We start from the raw sequence: 25,458 nt of genomic DNA, 5'->3' as shown, positions 1-25,458 counted from the left end.
GGCGAGAGCACGTCGGAAGGAGGCACTGGGTGATCGAGCTGGAGGGTGTTCCCGAGCTGATCGACCCAGTCATGGTGGCCGCGTTCGAGGGCTGGAACGATGCCGGTGACGCCGCCTCCACGGCGGTCGCGCATCTGGAACGCGAGTGGAAGGGCGAGGTGTTCGCGGCGCTGGACGCCGAGGACTACTACGACTTCCAGGTGAACCGCCCGACGGTCTTCATGGAGGGCGGCGTACGCAAGATCACCTGGCCGACGACCCGGCTTTCGGTGGTCCGTGTCGGCGGGGACAAGCCGCGTGACCTGGTGCTGGTGCGCGGTATCGAGCCGTCGATGCGCTGGCGCTCGTTCTGCAACGAGCTGCTGGGTTTCGCGCACGAGCTGGGCGTGGAGCTGGTGGTGATCCTGGGCGCGCTGCTCGGCGACACCCCGCACACGCGTCCGGTGCCGGTCAGCGGGGTCACCTCGGACGCCGACCTGGCCCGCCGGATGAACCTGGAGGAGACCAAGTACGAGGGCCCGACGGGCATCGTCGGCGTCCTGCAGGAGGCGTGCACGCACGCCGGTGTCCCCGCGGTGTCGCTGTGGGCCGCGGTGCCGCACTACGTCTCCCAGCCGCCCAACCCGAAGGCCACGCTGGCGCTGCTGAACCGTCTGGAGGACCTGCTGGACCTGCGGATACCGCAGGGCGAGCTGCCCGAGGACGCGCGTGCCTGGCAGACGGGCGTGGACCAGCTCGCCGCCGAGGACAGCGAGGTCGCGGAGTACGTACAGACGCTGGAGGAGGCCCGCGACACCGCCGAGCTGCCGGAGGCGTCCGGCGAGGCCATCGCGCGCGAGTTCGAGCGGTATCTGCGGCGCCGGGACGTGGGCGGACCCGGCGGGCACGCCACGGCGGACGGCGCGGACAGCGGGCCCTACCGCCGTGACACCCCGAGCGGCCGCACCCGCCCGCCCAAGCCCCCGAAGCCGGAGGCGCCGGGCGCCTCCGACAGCGAAGAGGCGGACGGCTCGGAGGACTGAGCGAGCCTGCGGACATGACGAGTGGGGCGGCACCCGGCCGGGTGCCGCCCCACTCGTCATGTCAGGTCACGTCATGTCAGCTCAGAGAGCCACGCCGAGCAGCGCGTCGACGGTGCGGCTGACCAGGCCGGGGGCGCCGATGTCGGTGCCGCCCTCGGCCTCCTGGCGAGCGGCCCAGCGGTCCACGGCCTCGAGCGCGGCGGGCGCGTCCAGGTCGTCCGCCAGGGCCTCGCGGACCTCGTCCACCAGCGCGTCGGCGGACGGGCCGTCCGGCCGGGACACGGCGGCGCGCCAGCGGCCGAGGCGGTCCACGGCGTCCTGGAGCACCTGGTCGGTCCACTCCCAGTCCGCGCGGTAGTGGTGGGAGTGCAGGGCGAGCCGGATGGCCGCCGGGTCGACGCCGTCGCGGCGCAGCGTGGAGACGAAGACGAGGTTGCCCTTGGACTTGGACATCTTCTCGCCGTCCAGGCCGACCATGCCGGCGTGGACGTACGCCTTGGCCATGGGGAACTCGCCGGTGAGCACCTGGGCGTGGGAGGCGCCCATCTCGTGGTGCGGGAAGGCGAGGTCGGAGCCGCCGCCCTGGACGTCGAAGCCCATGCCGAGGTGGTCCAGCGCGATGGCCACGCACTCGATGTGCCAGCCGGGGCGGCCCCGGCCGAGCGTGCCGCCGTCCCAGCTCGGCTCGCCCTCGCGGGCCGCGAGCCAGAGCATCGGGTCGAGCGGGTTCTTCTTGCCGGGGCGGTCCGGGTCGCCGCCGCGCTCGGCCGACAGCAGCCGCATGGCGGCCGCGTCCAGGTTGGAGACCTGGCCGAAGTGCGGGTCGGAGTCGACGGAGAAGTAGATGTCACCGTCCAGGTCGTAGGCCGCGCCGAGGTCCCGCAGCCGTTCCACCAGCGGGACGATGCCGGGTATGGCCTCGACGGCGCCTATGTAGTGCTGGGGCGGCAGCATCCTGAGGGCGGTCATGTCCTCGCGGAACAGGGTGGTCTCCTGCTCGGCGAGGGCGACCCAGTCGACGCCGTCGCGCGTCGCGCGCTCCAGCAGCGGGTCGTCGACGTCGGTGACGTTCTGGACGTAATGGACCTGCCGCTTGGTGTCGAGCCACACGCGCTGGACGAGGTCGAACGCGTTGTAGGTCGCCGCGTGACCCATGTGGGTCGCGTCGTACGGCGTGATGCCGCAGACGTAGATCCGGGCGACGGGACCGGGGTCGAGGGTGACCGGACCGTCGGTCGCGGTGTCGTGAATCCTCAGGTCGCGGCCCTGACCAGGCAGGGCGGGGACCTCGGAAGCGGGCCAGGCATGCATGTACATGAGCGTAACCGGCCATGAGCTGGGGCTACGAACCGGATCACGCCCAAGGCGGCCGGATGGCCGGATGGGCACCCTTGCGCCCGGCGGCCTTCCCGTGCTCGCCGGCCTCAGACCGGGGGCCAGGGGATGGCGGGCCAGTCGCCGGTGGGCTCGGGGTGGCGGCCGGTGGCCAGGAGGTCGTCGACCCGTGCGCGGGTGGCGTCGATCTCGGCCGGGGTGAGCAGCGGGGTCAGCTTCGCGGCCAGGGCGCCGCCTTCGGCGAGGGCCTCGCGCAGTCGGCCCAGGACCGCGACGGCGTCCTCGGTGAGGGGTTCGCCCGCCCAGCCCCACAGCAGGGTGCGCAGCTTGTTCTCGGCGTTGAAGGAGACGCCGTGGTCGATGCCGTAGAGCCGTCCGGCGACGGTGGGCAGGAGGTGGCCGCCCTTGCGGTCGGCGTTGTTGATCACGGCGTCGAGGACGGCGAGGCGGCGCAGCCGTTCGTCGTCGGCGTGCACGAGCAGCGCGGTGCGGCCCTCGCCGACCTCGGCGAGGCCGATGGCCTTCCAGCCGGGTCCGGCTTCCTCGCCCTCGGCGAGCGCGAGGAGTTCGGCCTCGGTGCTCACCTCGATCCACAACTGGCACATGCCCTCGCCGAAGGGCCCCTCGCGCAGCACGGTCGGCGGGATCAGGCTCCAGCCGGTGGCCTCGGACACCTCGTAGGCGGCGACCTCGCGGCCGGCCAGGGTGCCGTCGGGGAAGTCCCACAGCGGGCGTTCGCCGGCGACGGGCTTGTACACGCAGGTGGCCTCGCGGCCGTCGAGGGCGACGGTGCAGAACAGGGCGGCGTTGGAGGCGTCCCGGATGCGGCCGCGTACGGTCAGCTCGCCGTGGGCGAGCAGTGCGGCGGCGTCCGCGTCGGTTCCCGTCTCCGCGGCGCTCACGCTCCCCGGCGGTATCCGTTCTGGCGCGGACATACGTGTCCTTCCGGGTCGAGCGGGAGGCTGCACAGCGGGCACGGCGGCCGCCCGGCGTTGACGACGTCGAGGGCGCGCTTGGCGAAGGCCCTGGCCTGCGCGCCGGTCAGCCGGACCCGCAGCATCGGGGGCCCGTTCTCCTCGTCCTGCAGGAGGCGTTCCTCGGCCTCGGCGAGGTCCTCGGCGGTCTCGGCGTCCAGCTCCACCAGGGCCTGGGCCTCGACGACCATGCGCTGTTCCTCGCCGTCCCAGGCCAGGGCCATGGTGCCGACGCGGAACTCCTCGTCGACGGGGCTGTCCAGCGGGCCGGTGTCGGCGATCTCGACGGGGGCGACCGCGGGGACCGCGGCGTTGCCGCCGCTGCGGCGCACCACCTCGTCGAGGAGTTCGTCCATGCGTTCGGCGAGCGCGGCGACCTGGGCCTTCTCCAAGGCCACGCTGGTCACCCGCGGACCCGCGGTGGCCTGGAGGAAGAACGTACGGCGTCCGGGCAGTCCGACCGTGCCGGCCACGAAGCGGTCCGGCGGGTCGTAGAGGAACACCTGACGGGACACGTCCTGTCTCCATTGGGGTCGGGATCGTTCGAGCGGTTCAAGCGGTCGGTACGGGTGTGCGGGCACCCCGCGCGGCCGACCGCCTCACCCTACTGCGGGCGGCGATCACGGTGCGCCCGCACCACCCCCGACCGGTGCGTCGTCGTCGGGGGGAGTCTCGCGGGGGGCGAGGGAGGCGAGGTCGCCGGTCTCGCCGAGGCGGACGAGATAGGGCCGCAGCCGGGTGTAGCGGATGGCGGTGACGGAGCAGGGCTCGACCGAGACGCGCTGGAACAGGTCGAGGTGGAGTCCGAGGGCGTCGGCGACGATCGACTTGATGATGTCGCCGTGGGAGCACATGAGGTAGACGGCGTCGGCGCCGTGCTCGCTCTCCACGCGCGCGTTCCAGTCACGTACGGCCTCGACGGCGCGGGTCTGCATCTCGCGCATGGACTCGCCGCCGGGGAAGGCGGCGGCGGACGGGTGGGTCTGGACGACCTCCATCAGCGGTTCGTCCTTGAGCTCGGCGAGCTTGCGGCCCGACCAGTCGCCGTAGTGGCACTCCCCGATCCGGTCGTCGGTGTGGGGGCGCAGGCCGGGGCGGGCGTCCAGCAGCGGCCGCATGGTCTCCTGGCAGCGCTGGAGGGGGCTGACGACGATCTCGGCGAGGGGCAGGCCGTCGAGGCGGCCCGGCAGCGCGGCGGCCTGCTGGGCGCCGCGTTCGTCGAGGGCGACGCCGGGTGTCCAGCCGGCGAGGAGCCCCGCGGTGTTGGCGGTGGAACGGCCGTGCCTAACGAGGATCAGGGTGGGCATGCGGCCCAGCGTAGACCGGCGCCGCCGGGTGGTGATCCGGGGCGCTCAATCATGGGACCCCGAGTGCGTGCGGGGCGGGACGGCGGGAGAATGCACTCCGTGATCTTCGACTGCGCCATCTACCGTGACGGACATCGGACCGAGTCGTCCGACGACCCCGCGAAAGCCCTGCGGGAGGCGCGTGCGGCGGCCGACGCCTTCGTGTGGATCGCGCTGCACGATCCGGCGCCGGCGGAGTTCGAGGAGGTCCGCAAGGTGTTCGGCCTGCACCCGCTGGCCGTCGAGGACGCCCTCAAGGCCCACCAGCGCCCGAAGCTGGAGGTGTACGACGACTCGCTGTTCGTGGTGCTGAAGCCGGTGTTCTACGAGTCCTCGCGCGACGAGGTGTCCACGGGTGAGGTCATGCTCTTCCTCGGTGACTCGTTCGTGGTGACGGTGCGGCACGGCGAGGCGTCACCGCTGCCGGAGGTACGGCGGCGGCTGGAGGCCGACCCGGACAAGCTGCGGCACGGCCCCACCTCGGTGCTGTACGCGGTCGCGGACGCCACGGTCGACGAGTACCTGGAGGTGGCGACCGAGCTGGGCACGGACCTGGACGAGCTGGAGGCGGAGGTGTTCTCCCCGTCCGACGCCGGTTCGCGGGGCACCGCTTCGCGGATCTACCTGTTCAAGCGGCAGGTGCTGGAGTTCCGCCGGGCGACGGTGCCGCTGACGGTGCCGCTGACCCGGCTCTCGGGGACGGGTCCCTCCACGGCCGAGGTGCCGTTCGTGGACGCGGCGGCGCGGCCCTTCTTCCGGGACGTCAACGACCATCTGACCCGCGTCAACGAGTCGGTGGAGGGCCTGGACCGGCTGGTGTCCGACATCCTCTCCGCGCATCTGGCGCAGATGGGCGTGCGCCAGAACGACGACATGCGCAAGATCTCGTCCTGGGCGGCGATGGCCGCGATCCCGACGCTGATCGCGGGGATCTACGGCATGAACTTCGAGCACATGCCGGAGCTGCGCTGGGTCTGGGGCTATCCGACGGTGGTCGCGGTGATGCTGGCGCTGGAGATCCTGCTGTACCGCAACTTCAAGCGGCGCGGCTGGCTGTAGCCACCCCTCGGTTCACGCGAACTCCGTGGCCCTGGGGGCGGGGCCGCCGAGCGCGTCGCGTCGCTCGGGCATCTCCAGGGTGACCATGCGGCGCCAGCCGGCGGCCCGCTCCCACGCGTACAGGGCGTGGATGCCGGCTGCCAGGAGCGCGCTCCTGGCGCGGGACCAGCGAAGGACGCGGCCCATGTGGGCCATGACGGCGAGGCTGACGTCCCGGTAGATCCGGATCTCGGCCAGCGCGCTCTCGCGCAGGACGCGCTGGATGGCGCGGCCGTGGCCCGCGCGGGCGAGGCGTAGCAGTTCCTCGTGGCAGTAGGCGAGGTGGTTGTCCTCGTCGTGGGAGATCATGCGCACCGCGCGGCCGACGTCGGGATGGTCGCCGAAGTGCCGGACGAGCATCCGCATCTGCTCGGAGGCCCGCTGCTCGGTGACGCGGCTGTGCGCGAGGTAGGTGACGATGTCGCTCTCGGTCAGCGGCCGGTCGGCCTTGAGCCTGTCGTGGGCCAGGCCGATTCCGCGCCGTTCGAGGAGCATCGTGTAGTCGGTGTCCGGCGGGACCTCGACGGGCTTCAGGCCGCGCTTGCGCAGCAGTGCCTCGAAGATGCGTCCGTGCTTGTCCTCGTCGGCGCCGTGCCGGGCGATCCTGGGCGCGAGCCCGCGCGCGCTCTCGGGGACCAGGGCGGCGATCCTGCGGTTCTCCCAGCCGCCCTGGGACTCGCCGCCGGCGGCGATGGAGCAGAAGAGCCGGAAGGACGCGTCGTCGTCGAGGATCTCCTGGAACAGGCTCTTGGCCGAAAGCATCGCGGGCCCCTCTCTGCACGATTCCGCAGAGAAGTAGTCAAATGCGGGTCAAGGGGGCGCGCAACAGGAGCACGTCCGCGCTGGGCCGAAAGAAGGACGGGCGGGGCGTAACCCCCTCCGTCCCGGCGCGTTGTTCCCCGTGACGGCCGTGGCGGGGAAGACCCCCCGAGCCCCCACCACGGCCGCAGACTCCCCCGGCCCCCGTCAGGCGAGGCCGGCGCGCTCCAGGGCCTCGGCGCCGCCGCGCAGGGCGGCGATCCGCTCCTCCAGGGTGAAGCCCGCCGGGGCGAGCGTGAGGGTGGTGACGCCGGCCGCCGCGTACGCCTTCATGCGGTCGGCGATGCGGTCGACGGAGCCGAGCAGGGTGGTCTTGTCGATGAGGTCGTGCGGGATGGCGGCCGCGGCGCCCTCCTTGTCGCCGGCGAGGTACTTGTCCTGGATCTCGGCGGCCTCCTTCTCGTATCCCATGCGCTGGGCGAGCCGGTTGTAGAAGTTCTGCTTGCGGCTGCCCATACCGCCCACGTAGAGCGCGGTGTAGGGGCGGAAGGTGTCGGCGAGCCGGGCCACGTCGGCGTCCTCGCCGAGCGCGAGCGGCACGGTGGGGCAGATGTCGAAGCCGTCGAGGGTCTTGCCCGCCTTCTCCCGGCCGGCCCGCAGATGCGTGACCGCGGTGTCCTCCAGGTGCTCGGCGGACGGGAAGATCAGCAGGGCGCCGTCGGCGATCTCGCCGGTCTGCTCCAGGTTCTTCGGGCCGATGGCGGCGATGTAGAGCGGGATGTGCTCGCGCTGCGGGTGCACGGTCAGCTTCAGCGGCTTGCCGGGGCCGCCGGGCAGCGGCAGCGTCCAGTGCTCGCCCTCGTACGACAGGCGGTCGCGGGACATCGCCTTGCGGACGATCTCGACGTACTCGCGGGTGCGGGCGAGCGGCTTGTCGAACTTGACGCCGTACCAGCCCTCGGAGACCTGCGGCCCTGAGACGCCGAGGCCGAGGCGGAAGCGGCCGCCGGAGAGGGAGTCGAGGGTGGCCGCGGTCATCGCGGTCATGGCGGGCTGGCGAGCCGGGATCTGGAAGATCGCCGAGCCCACGTCGATCCGCTCCGTCTGGGCCGCGACCCAACTGAGCACGGTGGCCGCGTCGGAGCCGTACGCCTCGGCCGCCCAGCAGACGCCGTAGCCGAGCCGGTCGGCCTCCTGCGCCACGGCGAGGTTGTCCCCGTCCATCCCGGCGCCCCAGTAGCCGAGGTTGATCCCGAGCTGCATGACCGATCCCCTTACTCGCAAGTAACGTATCTGCGGCCGACCTTAGCGACCCTTTCCCGCGCGGCCCACCCCGCCTCGGGTGTTCCGTGGGCAGTGGCCGGGTCCCGTTGTCCACAGGCAACCCACGGCACCAGCTCTGGCCAGTAATCTCGCGCACATGGAGCAGAGGCATCTCGGCCGTACCGGCCTGCGCGTGTCCCGGATCGGGCTCGGCACCCTCACCTGGGGCCGGGACACCGAGGAGCACGACGCCGCGGGCATGCTGAAGACGTTCTGGGAGGCGGGCGGCACCCTGGTGGACACCGCGGACGTGTACGGCGACGGGGCCGCCGAGTACCTGCTCGGACGACTGACGGACGGTCTGGTGCCGCGCGAGGACCTGGTGATCTCCACCAAGGCCGGCAGCGTGCCGGACCCCGAGCGCCCGGCCGACGGCTCCCGGGGGCATCTGCTCGCCGCCCTGGACGCCTCCCTGGAGCGTCTGGGCACCGACCATGTCGACCTGTGGCACATCCACTGCCACGACCCCGACACCCCGCTGGAGGAGACGCTCCAGGCGCTGGACCTGGCCGTGAGCACCGGGCGCGCCCGGTACGTGGGGGTGTCGAACTTCTGCGGCTGGCAGCTCGCCAAGGCGGCCACCTGGCAGCTCGCCGCACCTGGCACCCGGACCCGGCTGGCCGGGACGCAGCTCGAGTACTCCCTGCTCCAGCGGGGCGTCGAGCGCGAGGTGCTGCCCGCCGCGCTGGACCTCGGGGTCGGCCTGCTGCCCTCCTCCCCGCTGGGCCGGGGGGTGCTGACGGGGAAGTACCGCGGCGGTGTGCCGTCCGACTCGCGCGGCGCCTCCGAGCACATGGCGCCGTTCGTCGAGCCGTATCTGGACGACACCGCGAGCCGGATCGTGGACGCGGTGACCACGGCCGCCGACGGGCTCGCGGTGACCCCGCTCCAGGTGGCCCTCGCCTGGGTCCGGGACCGGCCGGGTGTGACGGCCCCGGTCGTCGGCGCGCGCGACGCACGGCAGCTCGCGGCGGCGTTGTCGGTGGAGGCGCTTACGCTTCCTGACGAGATCTGCCGGGCGCTGGACGATGTGTCGGCGCCCGTGCACCGCTATCCCGATCACGACTGGAGCACCCTGTGACCACGGAGCCGGACCCGCAGACGCCTGCCGGCAGCACGGAGGAGGAAGCGGTCGTGGGTGCCGCGTCGGACGAAGTCACCTCCGGCGGCGCGGCGGAGGCCGGCGCGCCGGACCACGGGGGCGGCGAGGACGACCCCGGTGCTCCGGGCCAGGACCCGTCAACCGAGGGCGGGGACGCTCCGGCCGAGGGCGCGGCCACGCCGTCCGAGGCCGCGGCCGAGCTGGCCGCCCAGCGCGTGGAGCGGGAGCGGATCGCCCGGCGCAAGGCGGAGCGGGAGGGACCGGTCGAGAGCGGCAGCAAGCTGAGCGGTACGGCGGCCGACCTGCTGGCCGCCGTACGGGCCGTGGAGAGCGGGGAGAAGCCGGTCGCCCCGGCCTTCACCGAGCCCGCTCCGGCCCCGCGCCGCTCCGCGCCCGAGCCCGTGCAGCGCCCGCAGCCCGTGCGGGCGGCTCCCGCGCCCGGCGCCGAGGCCGTGGGCGCCGTGCGCGCGGTGCTGGCCGAGGGCGGCGCCCCGGAGGCGCTGGCCGCCCAGGCGGCCGCGGCGCTGGGTGACGGCGCCGAGGACGCGCTCCGCGCCGACCCCTGGCAGTTGCTGCGGATCGCGGGCGTACGCCCGGAGCAGGCCGACGGTTTCGCGCGGGCCCTGCTGGGCGCTCAGTGCGGTCCGGACGACGAGCGGCGCGGGCGCGCGCTGACGGTGTGGCTGCTGGAGCAGGCCGCGCTGGCCGGGCACACCGCGCTGGATCTCCCGGCGCTCACCGAGGCCCTCGGCCGGCGGGCCGTACCGGACCCGGACGCAGCCGTGCAGAGCGCGCTGGCGGAGGGCGACGCGCTGGTCTTCCAGGACGCCCTGGAGCAGCCCGGAGCCCAGCCGGCGGCCCGCGCGGCGGCGGATGACGACGAGGAGGCCGCGGAAGAGGTCCCGGTCCGCGTCCTGGCCGGTCTGGAGCGGTACGCGCTCGCCGAGGAGAGCCTCGCGGACGCGCTGGCCCGGCTGGTCAACTCGCTCGCCAAGGAGACGGAGGAGCCCTGGGAGGCGGCCGTGGCCGCGCTCTCGGGCGGTGCGGCCGAGCTGGCCCGCCAGGTCGCCGGGCACGGCCTGGTGCTGCACACCGGCGGCGAGGCCGCCCGTGCCGAGCCCGCCGCGCTGCTCGGCGCCGCCCGCGAGGCGGGCCTGCGCGCGTTCGCGGTCTGCCACACCCCCGACGGCGCCCGCCGCTTCGCCGCTCAGCTCGGCGAGGAGCCCGGCACGGGTGCCGTGGGCACCGTCGCGGGCCTGCTGTCCGGCGCCTCGGGCCCCGGCCGGGACGCGGAGGGCGCGCTGGACCTCGATCTGCTGATCGTGCTGGACGCGCCCCAGTTGGACGTCGAGGGCGCCGCGATGCTGGCCGAGTCGCTGCCGGACGGTGCGCGGCTGCTGCTCAGCGGTGACCCGGCGCTGCTGTGGTCGACCGGACCCGGCCGGGTCTTCGCCGACCTGCTCGCCGTCCCCGCCTGTCCCCAGGTCGCCTCCCGCGTCCCCGACCCCGGCCCGCTCGGTGAGCTGGTCTCGGGCATCGGCGTGGGTGAGCTGGGCCAGGTCGAGGCGCCCGGCAAGGAGATCGTGATCGTCCCGGTGCGGGACGCGGGCGAAGCGGTGCACCGCACGGTGCAGTTGGTGGCGGACTCGGTGCCGCGCGCGTTCGGGGTCCGGCCCGAGGAGACGGTGGTGATCACTCCGGGGCACGGGGGCGCCGCGGGCACCCGCGCGCTCAACACGGTCCTGAAGGAGCGGCTGAACCCCGGCCCCGGCCGCTTCGGCGGCTTCGACCCGGGCGACCGGATCGTGCACTCCCCCGCGCCGGGCCGTACGGTGCCGGGCCGGGTGGTGCGGGCGGACGAGGCGGGGCTGCACCTGGAGTGCGCGGGCGCGCCGGTGGTCGTGCCCAGGGAACTGGTGGAGAGCCGGGTGCGGCACGGCTGGGCGCTCACCGCGCACCAGGCGGTGGGCGGCCGCTGGCCCGCCGCCGTGGTGGTGCTGCCCGGTGACGCGGCGGGGGTGCTGACCCGGCCGTGGGTGTACACCGCGTTCGGCCGGGCGGAGCGTCATCTGTCCGTGGTGCACGGAGTGGAGCAGGCGCTGCCGAAGGCGGTCGCCGAGAGCGTGGCCAAGCCGCGTACGACCCGGCTGCGGACACTGCTGCGGGTGCAGCTTCCCCCGGCCGGCTGAGCGGGCGGCGCGAACACGGCGGTGCCGTACCGGAGCGTTCCGGTACGGCACCGCTGGTCGTTCATCTCTGGCCGTTCATCTCTGGCCGTTCACCGCTGGTCGTTCACCGCTGGTCGTTCACCGCTGGTCGTTCAGCGTCGTGGGTTCACCGGTCGCGGTCGTGCGGATCCAGGTCGTCGTCGGCCGGTCCGTGCGGCTCGTCGGTGTCGTCGCTGTCGTCCCGGTCGAAGACGGCACTGACGTCGAAGCGGCAGATCACGTGCTGTGGGTCGGCCTCCTCGAAGGGGGCCTCCAGCCATTCGCCGGGCTCGGCCGCCTCCTCCGCCGCCGTGACCCAGAGCGTGGAGTCGCCCTCGGCGAGGCCGAACTCGCGGTGCCGGGATGCGATCTCGTCGGGCTCGAACTCGCCGAACAGGATGCCGAGCGCGCCGGGGACCGTGCTCGCGGTGTCGTCGTCCGTGAGGGGCTCCTCGAACTCCGCCGCCTCCACCCGCTGGGCCTGGGCCAGCAGCCGCTGGGGTTCGGCCACCGTGTAGTCACGGCGGATCAGGACGCTGACGGCGTGGGGCTCCTCCGGGCCCGCGTACGGCGGCAGCGAGTCGTCGGCACCGGGGATCTCGAAGGGGGTGACCTCGTCGTAGCGGTCGTAGAGCAGCTCGTCGTACACCTCGCCGGCCGCCGCAAGCTGATTGAACGCCTCGTGGACGGCCGGGTCGTCGTCACCCGTCCTGCGTTCGACGGCCGCCAGGTGACGGTCGAGCGCGGTCTTGACCGCCTCGGCGGCGGCGCGTACCTCGGCAGCGGTGGGCTGCGCAGCATCAGACATAGTGCAGACGCTATCCGTACCGGGCACCAGCCCGCACAATAGATGCGATGCCGGAATACGAATTTGTCGACGTGTACGTCCCTCGCGGGGTGTCCCGCAAGGAGGCTACGCGCCTACTCACGGACCATGCCGAGTACGGACACTGGGAGTTGGACCGACTGAGCCTGATGCGCGATGGCAGCCGCAGGGTGCGGTTGCGCCGGCGGATCATCCGCCAGGTGCGTGCCACGTGGTGAGGGCGCGCGAGCGGAAAGACTGATCGGAGCGGGCCCCGCCGTCATACGGCAGGGGGCCGCTCCGTCTTTCGGGTCACTCCTCGGATCAGGCCGCCTTGCGGGCCTTGCGGTACAGGACCGCGCCCGCGAGCGCCGCGCCCGCACCGGCCGACAGCCCGAGGCCGAGCGGCAGGTCACCACCGGTGTGGGCGAGCTGGCCGCCGGAGACGTGTCCGCCCTGGTGGCCGACCTGCGAGGCCCCCTGCGGGGTGTGGCCACCGCCGGTGGAGGGGGTGGTCGGGGTCGCGGGAGTGCTGGGGGTGTCCGGGGTGTGGGGCCGGGTCGGGGTGCCGGGGTTGCCCGGCTGACCGGGGTTGCCCGGAGTGCCGGGATTCCCAGGCGTGCCGGGATTCCCCGGATGACCAGGGTTCCCAGGCGTACCGGGATTCCCCGGATGACCGGGATTCCCAGGCGTACCGGGATTCCCCGGATGACCGGGGTGATGGTCATGGTGGCCGGGAGGGCACGAGCCCCCGTGGTGGCCGGGGTGTCCCGGCGTACCGGGGTTACCCGGCTGTTCCGGCTGGCCGGGGTTGCCCGGATGTCCGGGCGGATTCTCCTGGCCTCGGCCCGGGCCACCGTTCCCGCACCGGTTGCCCAGCGCCGGGTTCCCCACGCCGATCACGTCGACGCTGTTGCCGCAGAGGTTGACCGGGACGTCGATCGGCACCTGGACGGTGTTGCCGGAGCCGATGCCCGGCGAGTCACTGGTGCGGCCGCCGGCGTGCGCGCCCCCCGGACCGCCACGCGCCCCGTTGCCGCAGGCGTTGCCCACGGCCGGGTTGAGCAGTCCGACGACGTCGACGGTGTTGCCGCAGGCGTTCACCGGTACGTGGACCGGGACCTGCACGGTGTTGCCGGACAGTACGCCGGGCGAGCGGGTGGCGGAGCCGGCCGCGCCCGAGTCGGCGTGTGCGTATCCACCGGCGGCGGCGATCACTCCGGTCGCGGCCGCCATGGTCATCAGGCCCTTACGGGTGCCCTGTCGCATGTTCTGAATCCCCCCTGGGATTTCCCTGCTTCGACTGGGTGCGAAACCGGTCGGCCCCGGAGCGCGTGATGCGCGCTCCGGGGCCGACGGTTCGCTGAAGACGCCCCTCGAACAGCCGACGTCAGTCGTTGACGCAGGTGTTGCCGAAGGCGGGGTTCAGGAGCCCGATCACGTTGATCGTGTTGCCGCAGACGTTCACCGGGACGTGCACCGGCACCTGGACCACGTTGCCGGACAGGACACCGGGGGAACCCACGGCGGCACCGTTGGCACCCGCGTCGGCGGCGGCCATGCCAGCACCCGCGAGAACCAGTCCACCGGTGGCAACCGCGGCGGCGACGACCTTCTTGATCATTATTCCTCCTAGTTGGAAACGCGGCCCCAAGGTGCGGGGTCGCATCACCTGTAACGAGGGGGAAGTAATCGGGCTACGAGCTTATCGGCGCATTCACTCTTCTCAGTCGATCTCGTACGCCTGCCTGATTACCCGTGACCGGTGGCCTCAGGAGGCGTCGATGAACCGGTCGAGCACCCGCACGCCGAACTGGAGCCCGTCCACCGGAACCCGCTCGTCCACGCCGTGGAACATCCCGGCGAAGTCCAGCTCCGGCGGGAGCTTGAGCGGCGCGAAGCCGAAGCCCCGGATGCCGAGGTCGTCGAACGACTTGGCGTCCGTGCCGCCGGAGAGCATGTACGGCACCGCACGGGCGATCGGGTCCTCGGCCAGCAGCGCGGACTGCATGGCCTCCACCAGGGCCCCGTCGAAGCTGGTCTCGACGGCCTTGTCCGCATGGACGTCCGAGCGGCGCACGTGGGGACCCAGCAGCCGGTCGAGGTCGGTGAGGAACTCCTCCTCGTGACCGGGCAGGAAGCGGCCGTCGATGTGGGCGGTGGCCTCGCCGGGGATGACGTTGACCTTGTAACCGGCGTTCAACTGGGTGGGGTTGGCGGTGTTGCTGAGGGTGGCGCCGATGAGCTTGGCGATGCCGCCGAGCCGGGCGAGGGTGGACTCCATGTCCTCGGGGTCCAGTTCGGTGCCGAGCGCGTCGCCGAGTTCGTCCAGGAAGGCGCGGGTGGTCTTGGTGACCCGCACCGGGAACTTGTGGCGGCCGACGCGGGCGACCGCCTCGGACAGCTCGGTGATGGCGTTGTCGCGGTGGATCATCGAGCCGTGCCCGGCGGTGCCGGCCACGGTCAGCTTCATCCAGTGCATGCCCTTCTCGGCCGTCTGGATCAGGTAGAGGCGCCGCTGCTCGTTCACCGTGAAGGAGAACCCGCCGACCTCGCTGATGGCCTCGGTGACGCCCTCGAACAGCTCGGGGTGGTTGTCGACCAGGTAGCGGGCGCCGTAGGTGCCGCCCGCCTCCTCGTCGGCGAGGAAGGCGACGACGATGTCCCGCGGGGGCTTGCGCCCGCTGCGCAGCCGGTCACGGACGACCGCGAGGGTCATCGCGTCCATGTCCTTCATGTCGACGGCCCCGCGTCCCCACACGCACCCGTCGGCGATCTCGCCGGAGAAGGGGTCGTGGGTCCAGTCGTCGGCGTTGGCCGGTACGACGTCCAGGTGGCCGTGGATCAGCAGGGCCGGCCGGGACGGGTCCTCGCCCGCGATGCGGGCGACGGTGGAGGCGCGCCCCGGATGCGACTCGAAGATCTTCGGCTCGAGGCCGACCTCGGCGAGCTTCCCGGCGACGTACTCGGCGGCGGCGCGCTCGCCGGGACCGGAGTGGTCGCCGTAGTTGCTGGTGTCGAACCGGATCAGGTCGCGGCAGAGGTCCACGACCTCGTCCTCACCGGTGACGCCCTTGGCCGTGTCCGTCTCGCTCACGCTGCTTCCTCCCGCTGTCACTGCTGGTGGGTCACCCCCATCCTCCCCCTGCCCGGCCCGTTCGCGTCCACCCCGCCACAGGGCGTTCACACGGCGGGAGCCTGGCAAGGGGGGTGATCGGACACCCTCGAAAGCCTGGTAATGTTTCCTTCGTCGCCGCGGGGAACACCCCGCACGACAGACACCTTGTCCGGGTGGCGGAATGGCAGACGCGCTAGCTTGAGGTGCTAGTGCCCTTTATCGGGCGTGGGGGTTCAAGTCCCCCCTCGGACACCACTGAAGGACCCCTGTGGATCAGGGGTCCTTCTGCTTTCCCACGCTCCGGGCGCGGTCCGGCACAATGGCCCGCATGGCCCGACGCACCTCCCGTACCGCCCGCCCCGTCTCCTGCCCCTGCGGGCTGCCGGGTTCCTACGCCGACTGCTGCGGGCGGTTCCATTCGGGGGCGAGTGCCGCGCCGAGCGCCGAGGCGCTCATGCGGTCGCGGTACAGCGCCTTCGTCATGGGAGACGTGGAGTACCTGGTGCGGACCTGGCATCCGCGGACCCGGCCCGCCGAGTTGGAGCTCGATCCGGGCATGCGGTGGACGGGGCTGGAGATCCTGGACACCGGTGACGGCTCCGCCTTCCACTCCACGGGGACCGTGACGTTCCGGGCCTCGTACCGGGGCGGTTCGCTGCACGAGCGGAGCCGGTTCGAGCGGGTGGACGGGGCCTGGGTGTACGTCGACGGCGAGTTCCTGGACTGAGCGCGGCCGCTACGGCACCAGGATGTCCAGCTCCTGGAGCGCGCCCACGGTGATCTCCCTGGTCAGTTCCTCGGCGCGGACGCTGTCGCCGGCGCGCACGGCCTCGGCCACACGGACGTGCAGGGTGACGGCGGGCGGGTCGGGGTCGGCGAACATCACGTCGTGATGGGTGCGGCCCGCGAGGACCTCGGCGACGACGTCCCCGAGGCGGGCGAACATCTCGTTGCCGGAGGCCGTGAGGATGATCCGGTGGAAGGCGATGTCGTGGATCAGGTACTGGTCCAGCTTGTGGCCGCGTGAGTTGGCGACCATGCCGAGGGCGCACTCGGTGAGTTCGGCGCACTGTTCGGCGGTGGCGTTGCGTGCGGTGAGGCCCGCCGCGATGGGTTCGATCGCGGAGCGCAGCACGGTCAGCGAGCGCAGTTGGTGGGGGCGGTCGGCGCCCGCGAGGCGCCAGCGGATGACCTGCGGGTCGTAGACGTTCCACTCGTGCTTGGGGCGCACGGTGACGCCGACGCGGCGGCGGGAGGCGACCAGGTGCATGGACTCCAGCACGCGCACCGCCTCGCGCATGACCGAGCGGGAGACCTCGAAGTGCTGGGCCAGCTCGTCGGTGCGCAGCACGCTGCCCGGCGGATAGTCCCCCGCCGTGATCGCGGGGCCGAGGGTGTCCAGTACGCGGCCGTGCAGCCCCCGGCCCGGTGTGCTCATGCACTCAGCGTACGGCCTGGATCACAGACTCAAAAAGTCAGACTTATATGTCACACCCACTTGAATTTGTCGTACCTAATAGGTTTCAGTGTGGCGACGCCGGAGTTCGGCGTCGATGTCGAAGAAGACAGCGAGGCAGTCATGCGCACCCCCCAGGTCGTCGTCGTGATGGGCGTCGCCGGGACGGGCAAGACCACGATCGGTCCTTTGCTCGCCGCCCGGCTGGGCGTCCCGTACGCCGAGGGCGACGACTTCCACCCCCAGGCCAACATCGACAAGATGTCGGCCGGGACCCCTCTGGAGGACGCCGACCGGTGGCCGTGGCTCGACGCCATCGGGCGCTGGGCGCACAGCCGGGCGGGCCTCGGCGGGGTGGTGAGCAGCTCGGCGCTGAAGCGGTCGTACCGCGACCGGCTGCGGGCCGAGGCTCCTGGAGCCGTGTTCGTGCACCTGACCGGTGACCGCGAGCTCATCGAGGGCCGCATGTCCCAGCGTCAGGGGCACTTCATGCCGACCGCGCTGCTGGATTCCCAGTTCGCCACGCTGCAGCCGCTGGAGGCCGACGAGGCGGGAGTCGCCGTCGACGTCAGCGGTTCGCCGGAGGAGATCACCGAGCGCGCGGCCGAGGCCCTCGCCGCGTTCGCCGCCGCCTCCGCGTAGTACCTCTCTTCACCCCTCTTTTCCCCGAATCCCCGTATCTGCAAGGGAATCCCGTGACCAGACTCAGCGTCGAGATGCTGGCAGCGGACACCGTCCAGCCGATCACCTCGGCCGGCCACGCCCAACTGGGCATAGCCGTCCTGGCGGGCATCGCCGTCATCGTTTTTCTCATCACCAAGTTCAAGCTCCACGCCTTCCTGGCCCTGACCATCGGTTCGCTGGTGCTGGGTGCGGTGGCCGGTGCTCCGCTCGACAAGGCGATCGTGAGTTTCACGACCGGCCTGGGCAGCACGGTCGCCGGTGTCGGTGTGCTGATCGCGCTGGGCGCGATCCTCGGCAAGCTGCTCGCCGACTCCGGCGGTGCGGACCAGATCGTCGACACGATCCTCGCCAAGGCGGGCGGCCGTGCGATGCCGTGGGCCATGGTGCTCATCGCGTCCGTGATCGGTCTGCCGCTGTTCTTCGAGGTCGGCATCGTGCTGCTGATCCCGGTCGTGCTCATGGTGGCGCGGCGCGGCAACTACTCCCTGATGCGCATCGGCATCCCGGCGCTGGCCGGTCTGTCCGTGATGCACGGTCTGATCCCGCCGCACCCCGGCCCGCTGGTCGCCATCGACGCGGTCAAGGCCAACCTGGGTGTGACGCTGGCGCTCGGCATCGTGGTCGCCATCCCGACGGTGATCATCGCCGGTCCGCTGTTCTCGAAGGTCGCCGCCCGCTGGGTGGACGTCCAGGCGCCTGAGCGGATGATCCCGGAGCGCGCCTCGGAGAACCTGGAGCGCCGTCCGGGCTTCGGTGCCACGCTGGCCACGGTGCTGCTGCCGGTGGTGCTGATGCTGGCGAAGGCCCTGGTGGACATCGTCATCGACGACCCGGCCGACATGACCCAGCGGGTCTTCGACGTGATCGGCTCCCCGCTGGTCGCGCTGCTCGCCGCGGTGCTCGTCGGCTTCGTCACGCTGGGCCGCCCCGCCGGTTTCACCAAGGGCCGGCTCCAGCAGACCGTCGAGAAGGGCCTGATGCCGATCGCCGGCATCCTGCTGATCGTCGGCGCGGGCGGTGGCTTCAAGCAGACGCTGATCGACTGCGGTGTGGGCCAGATGATCCTGGAGATCTCCAAGGACTGGTCGATCCCGGCGCTGCTGCTGGCCTGGCTGATCGCGGTGGCGATCCGGCTGGCGACCGGTTCGGCGACGGTGGCGACGGTCTCGGCGGCCGGTCTGGTCGCGCCGCTCGCGGCCGACATGTCGACCACGCACACGGCCCTGCTGGTGCTGGCCATCGGTGCCGGTTCGCTCTTCTTCAGCCATGTCAACGACGCCGGCTTCTGGCTGGTGAAGGAGTACTTCGGGCTGAGCGTCGGCCAGACGGTGAAGACCTGGTCGGTGATGGAGACCATCATCTCGGTGGTCGCCGGTGGCCTGGTCCTCCTGCTGTCACTGGTGATCTAGGAGCGCTACGGCGATGACGGCTCACCCTCTCTTCGACATCAGCGGCCGTACGGCCCTGGTCACCGGTTCCAGCCGGGGCATCGGTCTCGCCCTGGCCCGTGGTCTCGCCGAGGCGGGCTGCACCGTGGTCCTCAACGGACGTGACGGTGACCGCCTCGCGCGGGCGGCGGCGGAACTGCCGGGCGACCTGGTGCACACGGCGGTGTTCGACGTGACCGACGGCCCCTCGGTGGCCGCCGGGATCGCCGAGGTCGAGGAGCGGGTGGGCCCGCTCGACATTCTGGTGAACAACGCGGGGATGCAATTGCGGGCGCCGCTGCTGGAGTTCACCGACTCCGACTGGCACCGCATCCTCGACACCAATCTGACCAGCGCGTTCCTCACCGGCCGCGAGGCGGCCCGGCGGATGACCGAGCGCGGGCACGGCAAGATCGTGAACGTGTGCTCGCTGCAGAGCGAGGTGGTCCGCCCCGGCATCGCGCCGTACGCGGCGACCAAGGGTGCGCTGAAGATGCTCACCAAGGGCATGTGCGCGGACTGGGGTCCGCGGGGTGTGCAGGTCAACGGGCTGGGGCCCGGTTACATCGAGACCGAGCTGACCCGGCCGCTGGTCGAGGACGCCGAGTTCAGCGCGTGGGTGCGGGGGCGGACCCCGGCCGGGCGCTGGGGGCGTACCGAGGACCTGGTCGGCGGGCTGCTGTTCCTGGTCTCGCCCGCCGCGGACTTCGTCAGCGGTCAGGTGCTGTACGTCGACGGCGGCATGACCAGCGTGCTCTGAGGCGCGACGCTCACGGGCGCCACAGCGGGTGTTCCCGCTCCGCCCACTCCCGGCTCACCGTGCCGGTCCGCAGTCCCCGCCGTGCCTCCGGGTCGCCGAGGGCCTTGCCGATGTGTCCCGCGAGGACCACGCCGACGGTGAGCGCCAGCCAGTCGTGCACGAAGGTGGCCGAGGTGCGCCACAGCAGCGGGGTGAGGTGGGTGAACCACATCATCAGGCCGGTGCCGAGCATCACCAGGACGGCTCCGGCGATCCAGGCCGTGTAGATCTTCTGCCCCGCGTTGAACTTGCCCGCCGGGCGCGCCGAGTGGCGGGTGTCGCGGCGCAGCGCGGCACGCAGCCAGCGCCGGTCGTGCGGGCCGAACCGGTTGAGCACGCCGAGGTCGGCGCGGAACGCCCGCGAGACCAGGCCCAGCAGCACGGGCACCGGCAGCGCGAGTCCGGCCCATTCGTGGACGCGTACGACGAGTTCACGGCGCCCGACCAGGACGGCGAGCTGGGGCACGTAGAGGCAGGCGGCCGTGAGCACGCAGAGGCCCATGAGGGCGGCGCCGGTGCGGTGCACCCAGCGTTCGGCGGGGGTGAAGCGGTGGACGCGGGCCCTCGTGGGCGCCGGGGCGTCAGCTCGTAGGGTCATCGGTCCGTCCGTTCGAGCGGCCGACCCAGGCGTCGACGTCGTAGCCGAGTCTCTCCCAGTAGCCGGGCCGGACATGGTCGCTGACCGTGATGCCGGAGAGCCACTTGGCGGACTTGTAGAAGTACATCGGTGCCACGTAGAGGCGGACGGGGCCGCCGTGGTCGTGGCCGATGTCCTTGCCCTGCATGCGCAGGGCGACCAGGACGTCGGGGCGGCGGGCCTGGTCGAGGGTGAGGCTCTCGGTGTAGGTGCCGTCGAAGCAGGTGAAGCGGATGGCCCTGGCGGTGGGGCGTACCCCGGCCGCGTCCAGCAGGGTGCTCAGGCGTACGCCCTCGAAGGGTGTCTGGGGGACGCGCCAGCCGGTGACGCACTGGACGTCCCTGGTCAGCCGGGTGCGGGGCAGGGCGCGCAGGTCGGCGAGGGTGTAGGAGCGCGGGTGGTCGACGAGGCCGTCGACGGTGAGCCGGTAGTCGGCGGGGCCCTTGCGCGGGACGGAGGCGGCGACGGAGTAGTACCGGAAGCCGCCGCCGTTGGGGAGCAGGCCGCTCAGTCCGGTGGGGTCCTGGCCGGAGAGCGCCCCGAGGGTGCGTTCCGCGCCGCTCTGCAGCCAGGGTGCGGTGGCCACGCCGAGCGCGCCCAGGCCGAGGGTGCCGAGGAAGAGGCGGCGGCCGATGGGCTTGCCGTGCGCGTCGGGGTCGGCCGGGGCGTCGGGGGGCCCGGGGGTGTGCCGGTCCGGGTCGGGGGTCACGTCGAACATTCGAGCACGTCCGGGGGCGGTGGGGCCAGTGTTCCCCGGGATCAGCCGATGGCCCGGGCGTGGGTGCGGGCCTGGTGGAAGGCGGTCCAGGGGTCCTGGCCGGTGTAGGACCAGGGGGCGGGGGTGGCGTGGGGGCCGATGCGGTGGAAGAGGGCCGCGGCTTCGGCGGGGCGGCCGGCGGCGGACATGGCGAAGGCGAGGTGGTTGAGGTCGATGTGGCGTCTGGGGTGTTCGTCGTGCTCCCACTCCAGCCACCAGTCGAAGGCGGCGCGCAGGACGCGGCGGGCCCGGGGCCCGGTCCAGTGGGCGCAGGGGGTGGGGCCGGGGACGGCCGGGGCGAGGCCGGCGGCGGCGAGGACGCGGTGGCGTTCGGCGTACGCGACGACCGGGAGGACGGCGAGCGGGGAGTCGGCGGGTGCCTCGGCCGCGGCGCGCTCGGCGGCGTCGTACGCCTCGTGGGACTCGGGGCCGCCGGGCGGGCGTTCGGCGAGGGCGGCGATGAGCAGGTGGTGGCCGTGGTGGTGCTCGGGGTGGCGGGCGCGCAGTTCCCTGAAGGCGGCCGTCAGTTCCGCCTCGGGGCCCAGGGCGCGGGTCAGCAGGAGCAGCCCGAGCCAGGGGGTGGGGTCGGCGGGGGCCAGTTCGGCGGCGGTGCGGCAGGAGGCGCGGGCGTGGCCGGGGTCCTCCTCGCCGCGCAGGGCGCGGTGGACCAGGGCCAGGGCGAGCAGGGTGGCGGCGTCGGCGGAGCCGGGTTCGGCGAGCAGCCACTGCCCCGCCCAGGTGTGGGCGCCGGGTCCGGCGGCGAGCACGGTGACGCGGTGGCCCCGGCGGTCCCAGTCGTCGCCGGTGTGCAGCAGCAGGGAGCGGGCGGACTGCGGGCGGCCCTGGGCCAGGGCGGAGCGCGCGGCGAGGAGTTCGGCGTCGCCGAGGGCGGCGTCGAAGGTGCCGGAGCGCTCGGGCGCGCGGGCGCCGGGCGGTCGTGAGGGGGCCCGGTCTGTGACGGGCGGGGGCGGGGTCAGGGGCACCGCAGGACTTCCTGTTTTTCGGGCTGCCATCGGCCGATCACTCACAGCAAACTCCCCGCCCAGGTTTGCGTCAAGCGGAATCAGGGTGTTGCCGAGTTCAACCACCGGGTCAGCAGGGGGACTTGAGGGACAGGTGCCCTGGTCGGCGCCGGACACGCCGGTCCGGAGGCGGCGGGTGTGGCGTACGCCATGGCGCCGGGCGGCGGAGCGTCGGAACATGACCGGACGGTTCCACCGAAACATGCCCGCTTCCGGGCACTCTCCACGGCTGTGCCGCTTCAGGGCGCTACAGTCGGCCACTACGCAATCGTGGCCCGGCCGATGATCGAGGTACGCAGCGTGTCCGTTCTGGTTCTCCTCCTCGCCGTCGGTGCGGCGGCGTGCCTGGGGTTCGGGTTCGTGCTCCAGCAGAACGTGGCGCGCGACGCGCCGCCGAGCGACTTCCTGTCCTTCCGGCTGCTGCTGGACCTGATGCGGGTGCCGCGCTGGCTGGGCGGTACGGCGCTGATGGTGGCGGGCATGGCGCTGGGCGCGGTGGCGCTCGGCAACGGCGAGATCTCCCTGGTGGAGCCGCTGCTCGCCACCAATCTGCTGTTCGCGCTCGCCCTGTCCCGCCGCCAGAGCGGCCAGTCGGTGGGCCGGCAGGGCTGGACCGGTCTGGTGCTGCTGGCGGGCGGGGTGAGCACGTTCATCCTGGCGGGCCGGCCGCGCGGCGGCACCGCCGTCACCGATCCCGTCCGGCACTGGCTGATCCTCGGCGTGATGGTGGGGGTGGCGCTGGCGCTGGCCGGCTGGGCGAAACGCTCGCGGCGGACCTGGAGCCCGGTGCTGCTGGCGACGGCCGCCGGGCTCCTCTACGGCGTGCAGGACGCGCTGACCCGGGTCAGCAGCATCCGCTTCCGGGAGGGCGGTGTCACGGAGCTGTTCACCGGCGGGCATCCCTACGCGGTGCTGGCGCTCGGGGTGACCGGGCTGCTGCTGGTGCAGAGCGCGTTCGAGACGGCCCCGCTGCGCATGTCGCTGCCCGCGCTGACCGCTGCCCAGCCGCTCGCGGGCATCCTGTGCGGGGTCGGCTTCCTCGGCGACCGGCTGCACACCGACACCGGGGCGCTGGCCTGGGAGGCGGCCGGGCTCGCGGCGGTCGTCGCGGGCATCGTGCTGCTGGGGCTGCACCCGGCGATGCCGTGCGGCGCGGCCGAGGAGCGGCCGGTGCGGGACCTCCAGCGGAACTGAGCTGCTTGGATGGCGGGCATGAATCCCGCCGACGAGATCCTCGACATCGTGGACGAGCACGACCGTGTCGTCACCCAGGCAGCGCGCGGGGAGGCGTACGCCCGGGGGCTGCGTCACCGCTGCGTCTTCATCCAGGTCCGCGATGCCGCGGGCCGTCTCTTCGTGCACCGGCGCACCGCGACCAAGCTGGTCTTCCCCGCGCTGTACGACCCCTTCGTCGGGGGCGTGGTGGGGGCGGGCGAGTCCTACGACGAGGCGGCGCTGCGCGAGGCGGAGGAGGAGCTGGGGGTGAGCGGGCTGCCGGAGCCGTCGTTCCTCTTCAAGTTCCTCTACGAGGACGGGACGGGGCTCAGTTGGTGGTCGGCGGTGTACGAGGTGCGCTGCGAGCTGCCGGTACGGCCGCAGGTGGAGGAGGTGCAGTGGCACGCCTTCCTCACCGACGAGGAGGTCGCGGCGCGGCTCGGCGAGTGGGAGTGGGTGCCGGACGGGCTGGCCGCGCACGAGCGGCTGAGGGTGTTCCGGGCGGCCGGGTGAGGCGCCGGTAGGGTCCGGCGTGTGAGCGAATTCGTGCGGAACGCCCGGCTCTGGTTCGCGCCCGAGCGGGTGCGGGACGAGGGCACCACCCCGGACTACCGGTTCTCGCTGGCCAACGAGCGGACCTTCCTGGCCTGGCTGCGGACCGCGCTGGCGCTGATCGGCGGCGGGTTCGCGGTCGACCAGTTCCTGCCGCACCTGCGCTGGGCGTGGCGGGTGGGGCTGGCGCTGGCGCTGCTGGGCGGCGGGGTGCTGTGCGCGCTGCGGGCGGTGCACCACTGGGTGCGCTGCGAGCAGGCGATGCGGCGGGGCGAGGATCTGCCGGTGTCCCGGTTCCCGGCCGTGTTGAGTCTGCTGGTGGCGGTGGTGGCCGTGGCGATGGTCGTGGTGGTGCTGGCCGGATGGGCGGGATGACCGCTCCGGCCGGGGACCCGGGGCTCCAGCCGCAGCGCACCCGGCTGGCGTGGCGGCGCACGACGCTGTCAGGCACGGTGACCGCGGTACTGGCGATACGGGCCGCGGTCCGGGCGGCCAGTCCGCTGACCGGGGCGGTGCTGGTCCTGCTGTGCTGCCTGTGCTGGCTGGCCTTCCTCGCGCTGGCCCATCTGCGCATCCGGACCCTGGCGGCGAGCGCGGTGCCCGCCGCGCTGTCCCCGCGCCTGGCGTGGGCGGCGACGGGGTGCGCGGTGGCACTGGCGGTGTGCGCGGCGGTACTGGTGGCCTAGGGGACTCGCCGATCAGGCCGGGACCGCGACGCCTGGCACCGCTCCCTGATCCGGCCTGACCGACAGGACGCCCCCTAGTCCGCGGCCACCACGGCGGGCTCGCCGCCCGTCATGCGCACCAGCTCCGCGAAGGTGGTGGGGAAGACGGTGTGCGGCATGCCCGCGCCCGCCCAGACCTGCCCGTGCTCCTCCAGCGCGACGTCGACCAGCGTGCGCACCGGCCGGGGATGGCCCACGGGTGCCACGCCGCCGACCTCCTGGCCGGTCACCTCCAGGACGAACGCGGGGTCGGCGCGCCGGATCCTGCCGCGCCCGACCCCGGTCAGGCGGGCCAGCAGCCGGGTGTCGACCCGGTGGGCACCGCTGGTCAGGACGAGCAGGGGCGTGTCGTCCACGGAGAAGACCAGGCTGTTGGCGACCGCTCCCACGGTGCAGCCGAGTTGGGCGGCCGCGTCGGCCGCGGTGGGGGCCGGGGCGGGCAGTTCGACCACCTTCGCGGCACTGCCGTGCTCCCGCAGGGCGGTGCTGACCCGTCGTACTCGCTCGTGCATGAAGTTCCTTTCCGGGCAGGGGCGTCGGTCACCGCTCCCGAGCGTGCCACTGAGGCGCGAGGACCGCCCAGACCTGCTTGTCGTGCCGCGTGCCCGCGTACGGCCACGCCTCGCGTCGTATGCCCTCCAGTGTCATGCCGAGCCGCTTCGCCACCGCCGCGCTGCGGTCGTTGTCGGCCCGGCAGTGCCACTCCGCCCGGTGCAGGCGACGGGTGCCGAACGCCCAGTCCAGCAGCGCGGCGCAGGCCGGCGTGATCAGGCCGTGGCCCTCGGCGGACGGCTCCAGCCAGCAGCCGACCTCGCACGAGCCGAGGGCCGTGCTGAAGTCGGTGAACATCACGCCGCCGACCAGGGTGCCGTCCCGCCATATGCCGTACAGACGGCCGCCGTCGGCGGCCTGGCGGGCCGCGTACCGCTCGAGGGTGGCCCGCGCCCCCGGCACGTCCTCGGTGACGAATGCGGCGCCGACCCACGGGCGGATGTGCTCGCGGGCACGGTCCAGGTGCTCGGCGAACTCCTCGGCGTGCCAGGGCTCCAGCGGGGCGAGGTGGGCGCCGTCGCGCAGCGGCAGCAGGAACATGTG

29 protein-coding genes and 1 tRNA gene are annotated in these 25,458 nt (G+C 73.0%); 14 read left to right on the top strand and 16 right to left on the bottom strand.

The window, feature by feature from the left end; genetic code table 11:
- Positions 1 to 29: 29 nt before the first annotated feature.
- Positions 30 to 1,022 (top strand): PAC2 family protein, encoded by a 993-nt coding sequence (locus tag HEK131_RS09445; protein WP_161147213.1) that lies wholly within the window; start codon positions 30 to 32, stop codon positions 1,020 to 1,022.
- 81 nt (positions 1,023 to 1,103) lie between these two features.
- Here the strand turns inward: HEK131_RS09445 and mshC are convergent, their stop codons facing one another.
- From mshC to HEK131_RS09425, 4 genes are all read right to left on the bottom strand, one after another.
- Positions 1,104 to 2,333 carry a cysteine--1-D-myo-inosityl 2-amino-2-deoxy-alpha-D-glucopyranoside ligase gene (gene mshC / locus HEK131_RS09440; RefSeq protein WP_244334367.1) on the bottom strand — a complete coding sequence of 410 codons (1,230 nt, stop codon included), beginning with the start codon at positions 2,331 to 2,333 and terminating at the stop codon, positions 1,104 to 1,106.
- A gap of 113 nt (positions 2,334 to 2,446) precedes the next feature.
- Positions 2,447 to 3,292: an SCO1664 family protein gene (locus HEK131_RS09435; RefSeq protein ID WP_217460794.1), complete on the bottom strand. Its 846-nt coding sequence runs from the start codon at positions 3,290 to 3,292 to the stop codon at positions 2,447 to 2,449.
- Positions 3,256 to 3,846, bottom strand: a complete 591-nt coding sequence (locus tag HEK131_RS09430) for a DUF3090 domain-containing protein (protein ID WP_217460793.1) — start codon at positions 3,844 to 3,846, stop codon at positions 3,256 to 3,258. Before HEK131_RS09430 ends, HEK131_RS09435 begins: the two co-directional genes overlap by 37 nt.
- 105 nt (positions 3,847 to 3,951) lie before the next feature.
- Complete coding sequence (locus HEK131_RS09425; protein WP_244334366.1) at positions 3,952 to 4,638, bottom strand: histidine phosphatase family protein; 687 nt, start codon at positions 4,636 to 4,638, stop codon at positions 3,952 to 3,954.
- A gap of 99 nt (positions 4,639 to 4,737) precedes the next feature.
- Here HEK131_RS09425 and corA point away from each other — a divergent pair, with 99 nt between their 5' ends.
- Positions 4,738 to 5,736: a magnesium/cobalt transporter CorA gene (gene corA / locus HEK131_RS09420; protein ID WP_244334365.1), complete on the top strand. Its 999-nt coding sequence runs from the start codon at positions 4,738 to 4,740 to the stop codon at positions 5,734 to 5,736.
- A 12-nt stretch (positions 5,737 to 5,748) separates the two neighbouring features.
- Here corA and HEK131_RS09415 read toward each other — a convergent pair whose 3' ends face one another.
- Both HEK131_RS09415 and HEK131_RS09410 read right to left on the bottom strand, forming a co-directional pair.
- The gene (locus HEK131_RS09415) at positions 5,749 to 6,537 is read right to left on the bottom strand and encodes a ferritin-like domain-containing protein (protein WP_244334364.1); all 789 of its coding nucleotides are present in this window, start codon (positions 6,535 to 6,537) and stop codon (positions 5,749 to 5,751) included.
- 204 nt (positions 6,538 to 6,741) lie between these two features.
- On the bottom strand, positions 6,742 to 7,797 hold the full coding sequence (locus HEK131_RS09410; protein WP_217460789.1) for an LLM class F420-dependent oxidoreductase: 1,056 nt from the start codon (positions 7,795 to 7,797) through the stop codon (positions 6,742 to 6,744).
- Between the two features lie 157 nt (positions 7,798 to 7,954).
- Here HEK131_RS09410 and HEK131_RS09405 point away from each other — a divergent pair, with 157 nt between their 5' ends.
- Together HEK131_RS09405 and HEK131_RS09400 are read left to right on the top strand one after the other, a co-directional pair.
- The gene (locus tag HEK131_RS09405) at positions 7,955 to 8,938 is read left to right on the top strand and encodes an aldo/keto reductase (protein WP_244334363.1); all 984 of its coding nucleotides are present in this window, start codon (positions 7,955 to 7,957) and stop codon (positions 8,936 to 8,938) included.
- Positions 8,935 to 11,148, top strand: a complete 2,214-nt coding sequence (locus HEK131_RS09400; RefSeq protein ID WP_244334362.1) for a helix-hairpin-helix domain-containing protein — start codon at positions 8,935 to 8,937, stop codon at positions 11,146 to 11,148. The genes HEK131_RS09405 and HEK131_RS09400 overlap by 4 nt, the downstream gene beginning before the upstream one ends.
- 145 nt (positions 11,149 to 11,293) lie before the next feature.
- Here HEK131_RS09400 and HEK131_RS09395 read toward each other — a convergent pair whose 3' ends face one another.
- Positions 11,294 to 11,974: a hypothetical protein gene (locus tag HEK131_RS09395; protein WP_217462885.1), complete on the bottom strand. Its 681-nt coding sequence runs from the start codon at positions 11,972 to 11,974 to the stop codon at positions 11,294 to 11,296.
- Between the two features lie 47 nt (positions 11,975 to 12,021).
- Here HEK131_RS09395 and HEK131_RS09390 point away from each other — a divergent pair, with 47 nt between their 5' ends.
- Positions 12,022 to 12,210, top strand: a complete 189-nt coding sequence (locus tag HEK131_RS09390) for a DUF5703 family protein (protein ID WP_046732800.1) — start codon at positions 12,022 to 12,024, stop codon at positions 12,208 to 12,210.
- A gap of 85 nt (positions 12,211 to 12,295) precedes the next feature.
- On the opposite strand, the gene HEK131_RS09385 is transcribed toward HEK131_RS09390, so the two are convergent.
- The 3 genes from HEK131_RS09385 to HEK131_RS09375 all read right to left on the bottom strand — a co-directional run bounded on the left by HEK131_RS09385 (position 12,296) and on the right by HEK131_RS09375 (position 15,068).
- On the bottom strand, positions 12,296 to 13,240 hold the full coding sequence (locus tag HEK131_RS09385) for a chaplin family protein (RefSeq protein WP_244334361.1): 945 nt from the start codon (positions 13,238 to 13,240) through the stop codon (positions 12,296 to 12,298).
- Between the two features lie 121 nt (positions 13,241 to 13,361).
- The gene (gene chpH / locus HEK131_RS09380) at positions 13,362 to 13,595 is read right to left on the bottom strand and encodes a chaplin ChpH (RefSeq protein WP_161151169.1); all 234 of its coding nucleotides are present in this window, start codon (positions 13,593 to 13,595) and stop codon (positions 13,362 to 13,364) included.
- A gap of 147 nt (positions 13,596 to 13,742) precedes the next feature.
- Positions 13,743 to 15,068: a M20/M25/M40 family metallo-hydrolase gene (locus HEK131_RS09375; protein ID WP_244334360.1), complete on the bottom strand. Its 1,326-nt coding sequence runs from the start codon at positions 15,066 to 15,068 to the stop codon at positions 13,743 to 13,745.
- Between the two features lie 188 nt (positions 15,069 to 15,256).
- Here HEK131_RS09375 and HEK131_RS09370 point away from each other — a divergent pair.
- Positions 15,257 to 15,344, top strand: a tRNA-Leu gene (locus tag HEK131_RS09370).
- 73 nt (positions 15,345 to 15,417) lie between these two features.
- The gene (locus HEK131_RS09365) at positions 15,418 to 15,816 is read left to right on the top strand and encodes a YchJ family protein (protein ID WP_244334359.1); all 399 of its coding nucleotides are present in this window, start codon (positions 15,418 to 15,420) and stop codon (positions 15,814 to 15,816) included.
- Between the two features lie 9 nt (positions 15,817 to 15,825).
- On the opposite strand, the gene HEK131_RS09360 is transcribed toward HEK131_RS09365, so the two are convergent.
- Entirely contained in the window at positions 15,826 to 16,527 is a 702-nt protein-coding gene (locus tag HEK131_RS09360; protein WP_217462881.1) for a FadR/GntR family transcriptional regulator, read from the bottom strand.
- Between the two features lie 141 nt (positions 16,528 to 16,668).
- Between HEK131_RS09360 and HEK131_RS09355 the strand changes: the two genes are divergently transcribed.
- Genes HEK131_RS09355 through HEK131_RS09345 form a run of 3 tightly spaced genes read left to right on the top strand, consistent with a single transcriptional unit; the run spans position 16,669 to position 19,416 of the window.
- Positions 16,669 to 17,187, top strand: a complete 519-nt coding sequence (locus HEK131_RS09355; RefSeq protein ID WP_161151165.1) for a gluconokinase — start codon at positions 16,669 to 16,671, stop codon at positions 17,185 to 17,187.
- 53 nt (positions 17,188 to 17,240) lie between these two features.
- Entirely contained in the window at positions 17,241 to 18,638 is a 1,398-nt protein-coding gene (locus tag HEK131_RS09350) for a GntP family permease (protein WP_217462879.1), read from the top strand.
- A gap of 13 nt (positions 18,639 to 18,651) precedes the next feature.
- Positions 18,652 to 19,416, top strand: coding sequence for an SDR family oxidoreductase (locus HEK131_RS09345; RefSeq protein ID WP_161151163.1), 765 nt, complete (start codon positions 18,652 to 18,654; stop codon positions 19,414 to 19,416).
- Between the two features lie 10 nt (positions 19,417 to 19,426).
- On the opposite strand, the gene HEK131_RS09340 is transcribed toward HEK131_RS09345, so the two are convergent.
- Genes HEK131_RS09340 through HEK131_RS09330 form a run of 3 tightly spaced genes read right to left on the bottom strand, consistent with a single transcriptional unit; the run spans position 19,427 to position 21,826 of the window.
- Positions 19,427 to 20,053 (bottom strand): cytochrome b/b6 domain-containing protein, encoded by a 627-nt coding sequence (locus HEK131_RS09340; RefSeq protein WP_244334358.1) that lies wholly within the window; start codon positions 20,051 to 20,053, stop codon positions 19,427 to 19,429.
- Positions 20,037 to 20,810, bottom strand: coding sequence for a molybdopterin-dependent oxidoreductase (locus tag HEK131_RS09335; protein ID WP_244334357.1), 774 nt, complete (start codon positions 20,808 to 20,810; stop codon positions 20,037 to 20,039). Before HEK131_RS09335 ends, HEK131_RS09340 begins: the two co-directional genes overlap by 17 nt.
- 41 nt (positions 20,811 to 20,851) lie before the next feature.
- Positions 20,852 to 21,826, bottom strand: coding sequence for a hypothetical protein (locus tag HEK131_RS09330; RefSeq protein ID WP_432215694.1), 975 nt, complete (start codon positions 21,824 to 21,826; stop codon positions 20,852 to 20,854).
- A 345-nt stretch (positions 21,827 to 22,171) separates the two neighbouring features.
- On the opposite strand from HEK131_RS09330, the gene HEK131_RS09325 reads away from it, so the two are divergent.
- From HEK131_RS09325 to HEK131_RS09310, 4 genes are read left to right on the top strand one after another with little or no spacing between them, the layout of a single operon-like run.
- Positions 22,172 to 23,065 carry a DMT family transporter gene (locus tag HEK131_RS09325; protein ID WP_244334355.1) on the top strand — a complete coding sequence of 298 codons (894 nt, stop codon included), beginning with the start codon at positions 22,172 to 22,174 and terminating at the stop codon, positions 23,063 to 23,065.
- 18 nt (positions 23,066 to 23,083) lie between these two features.
- On the top strand, positions 23,084 to 23,599 hold the full coding sequence (locus HEK131_RS09320) for an NUDIX domain-containing protein (protein WP_244334354.1): 516 nt from the start codon (positions 23,084 to 23,086) through the stop codon (positions 23,597 to 23,599).
- A gap of 21 nt (positions 23,600 to 23,620) precedes the next feature.
- Positions 23,621 to 24,013, top strand: coding sequence for a YidH family protein (locus HEK131_RS09315; protein ID WP_217462872.1), 393 nt, complete (start codon positions 23,621 to 23,623; stop codon positions 24,011 to 24,013).
- Positions 24,010 to 24,324 (top strand): DUF202 domain-containing protein, encoded by a 315-nt coding sequence (locus HEK131_RS09310; RefSeq protein WP_217462871.1) that lies wholly within the window; start codon positions 24,010 to 24,012, stop codon positions 24,322 to 24,324. Before HEK131_RS09315 ends, HEK131_RS09310 begins: the two co-directional genes overlap by 4 nt.
- Positions 24,325 to 24,398: 74 nt before the next feature.
- Here the strand turns inward: HEK131_RS09310 and HEK131_RS09305 are convergent, their stop codons facing one another.
- Both HEK131_RS09305 and HEK131_RS09300 read right to left on the bottom strand, forming a co-directional pair.
- Complete coding sequence (locus HEK131_RS09305; protein WP_217462870.1) at positions 24,399 to 24,875, bottom strand: YbaK/EbsC family protein; 477 nt, start codon at positions 24,873 to 24,875, stop codon at positions 24,399 to 24,401.
- Positions 24,876 to 24,903: 28 nt separating this feature from the next.
- Positions 24,904 to 25,455: a GNAT family N-acetyltransferase gene (locus tag HEK131_RS09300; protein WP_217462889.1), complete on the bottom strand. Its 552-nt coding sequence runs from the start codon at positions 25,453 to 25,455 to the stop codon at positions 24,904 to 24,906.
- Positions 25,456 to 25,458 lie beyond the last annotated feature (3 nt).

Origin of the sequence: Streptomyces seoulensis (genome assembly GCF_022846655.1) — a bacterium.
In the GTDB taxonomy this organism is placed as follows: domain Bacteria; phylum Actinomycetota; class Actinomycetes; order Streptomycetales; family Streptomycetaceae; genus Streptomyces.
This window is presented reverse-complemented; position numbering and strand designations above follow the sequence as displayed.

Coding starts and splice junctions, on each gene's coding strand:
- HEK131_RS09335 (WP_244334357.1), bottom strand. CDS start 20,810: ATGTTCGACGTGACCCCCGACCCGGACCGGCACACCCCCGGGCCCCCC.
- HEK131_RS09395 (WP_217462885.1), bottom strand. CDS start 11,974: ATGTCTGATGCTGCGCAGCCCACCGCTGCCGAGGTACGCGCCGCCGCC.
- HEK131_RS09345 (WP_161151163.1), top strand. CDS start 18,652: ATGACGGCTCACCCTCTCTTCGACATCAGCGGCCGTACGGCCCTGGTC.
- HEK131_RS09300 (WP_217462889.1), bottom strand. CDS start 25,455: ATGTTCCTGCTGCCGCTGCGCGACGGCGCCCACCTCGCCCCGCTGGAG.
- HEK131_RS09365 (WP_244334359.1), top strand. CDS start 15,418: ATGGCCCGACGCACCTCCCGTACCGCCCGCCCCGTCTCCTGCCCCTGC.
- HEK131_RS09385 (WP_244334361.1), bottom strand. CDS start 13,240: ATGCGACAGGGCACCCGTAAGGGCCTGATGACCATGGCGGCCGCGACC.
- HEK131_RS09310 (WP_217462871.1), top strand. CDS start 24,010: ATGACCGCTCCGGCCGGGGACCCGGGGCTCCAGCCGCAGCGCACCCGG.
- HEK131_RS09405 (WP_244334363.1), top strand. CDS start 7,955: ATGGAGCAGAGGCATCTCGGCCGTACCGGCCTGCGCGTGTCCCGGATC.
- HEK131_RS09305 (WP_217462870.1), bottom strand. CDS start 24,875: ATGCACGAGCGAGTACGACGGGTCAGCACCGCCCTGCGGGAGCACGGC.
- HEK131_RS09425 (WP_244334366.1), bottom strand. CDS start 4,638: ATGCCCACCCTGATCCTCGTTAGGCACGGCCGTTCCACCGCCAACACC.
- HEK131_RS09355 (WP_161151165.1), top strand. CDS start 16,669: ATGCGCACCCCCCAGGTCGTCGTCGTGATGGGCGTCGCCGGGACGGGC.
- HEK131_RS09320 (WP_244334354.1), top strand. CDS start 23,084: ATGAATCCCGCCGACGAGATCCTCGACATCGTGGACGAGCACGACCGT.
- HEK131_RS09415 (WP_244334364.1), bottom strand. CDS start 6,537: ATGCTTTCGGCCAAGAGCCTGTTCCAGGAGATCCTCGACGACGACGCG.
- mshC (WP_244334367.1), bottom strand. CDS start 2,333: ATGCATGCCTGGCCCGCTTCCGAGGTCCCCGCCCTGCCTGGTCAGGGC.
- HEK131_RS09340 (WP_244334358.1), bottom strand. CDS start 20,053: ATGACCCTACGAGCTGACGCCCCGGCGCCCACGAGGGCCCGCGTCCAC.
- HEK131_RS09410 (WP_217460789.1), bottom strand. CDS start 7,797: ATGCAGCTCGGGATCAACCTCGGCTACTGGGGCGCCGGGATGGACGGG.
- HEK131_RS09390 (WP_046732800.1), top strand. CDS start 12,022: ATGCCGGAATACGAATTTGTCGACGTGTACGTCCCTCGCGGGGTGTCC.
- chpH (WP_161151169.1), bottom strand. CDS start 13,595: ATGATCAAGAAGGTCGTCGCCGCCGCGGTTGCCACCGGTGGACTGGTT.
- HEK131_RS09360 (WP_217462881.1), bottom strand. CDS start 16,527: ATGAGCACACCGGGCCGGGGGCTGCACGGCCGCGTACTGGACACCCTC.
- HEK131_RS09435 (WP_217460794.1), bottom strand. CDS start 3,292: ATGTCCGCGCCAGAACGGATACCGCCGGGGAGCGTGAGCGCCGCGGAG.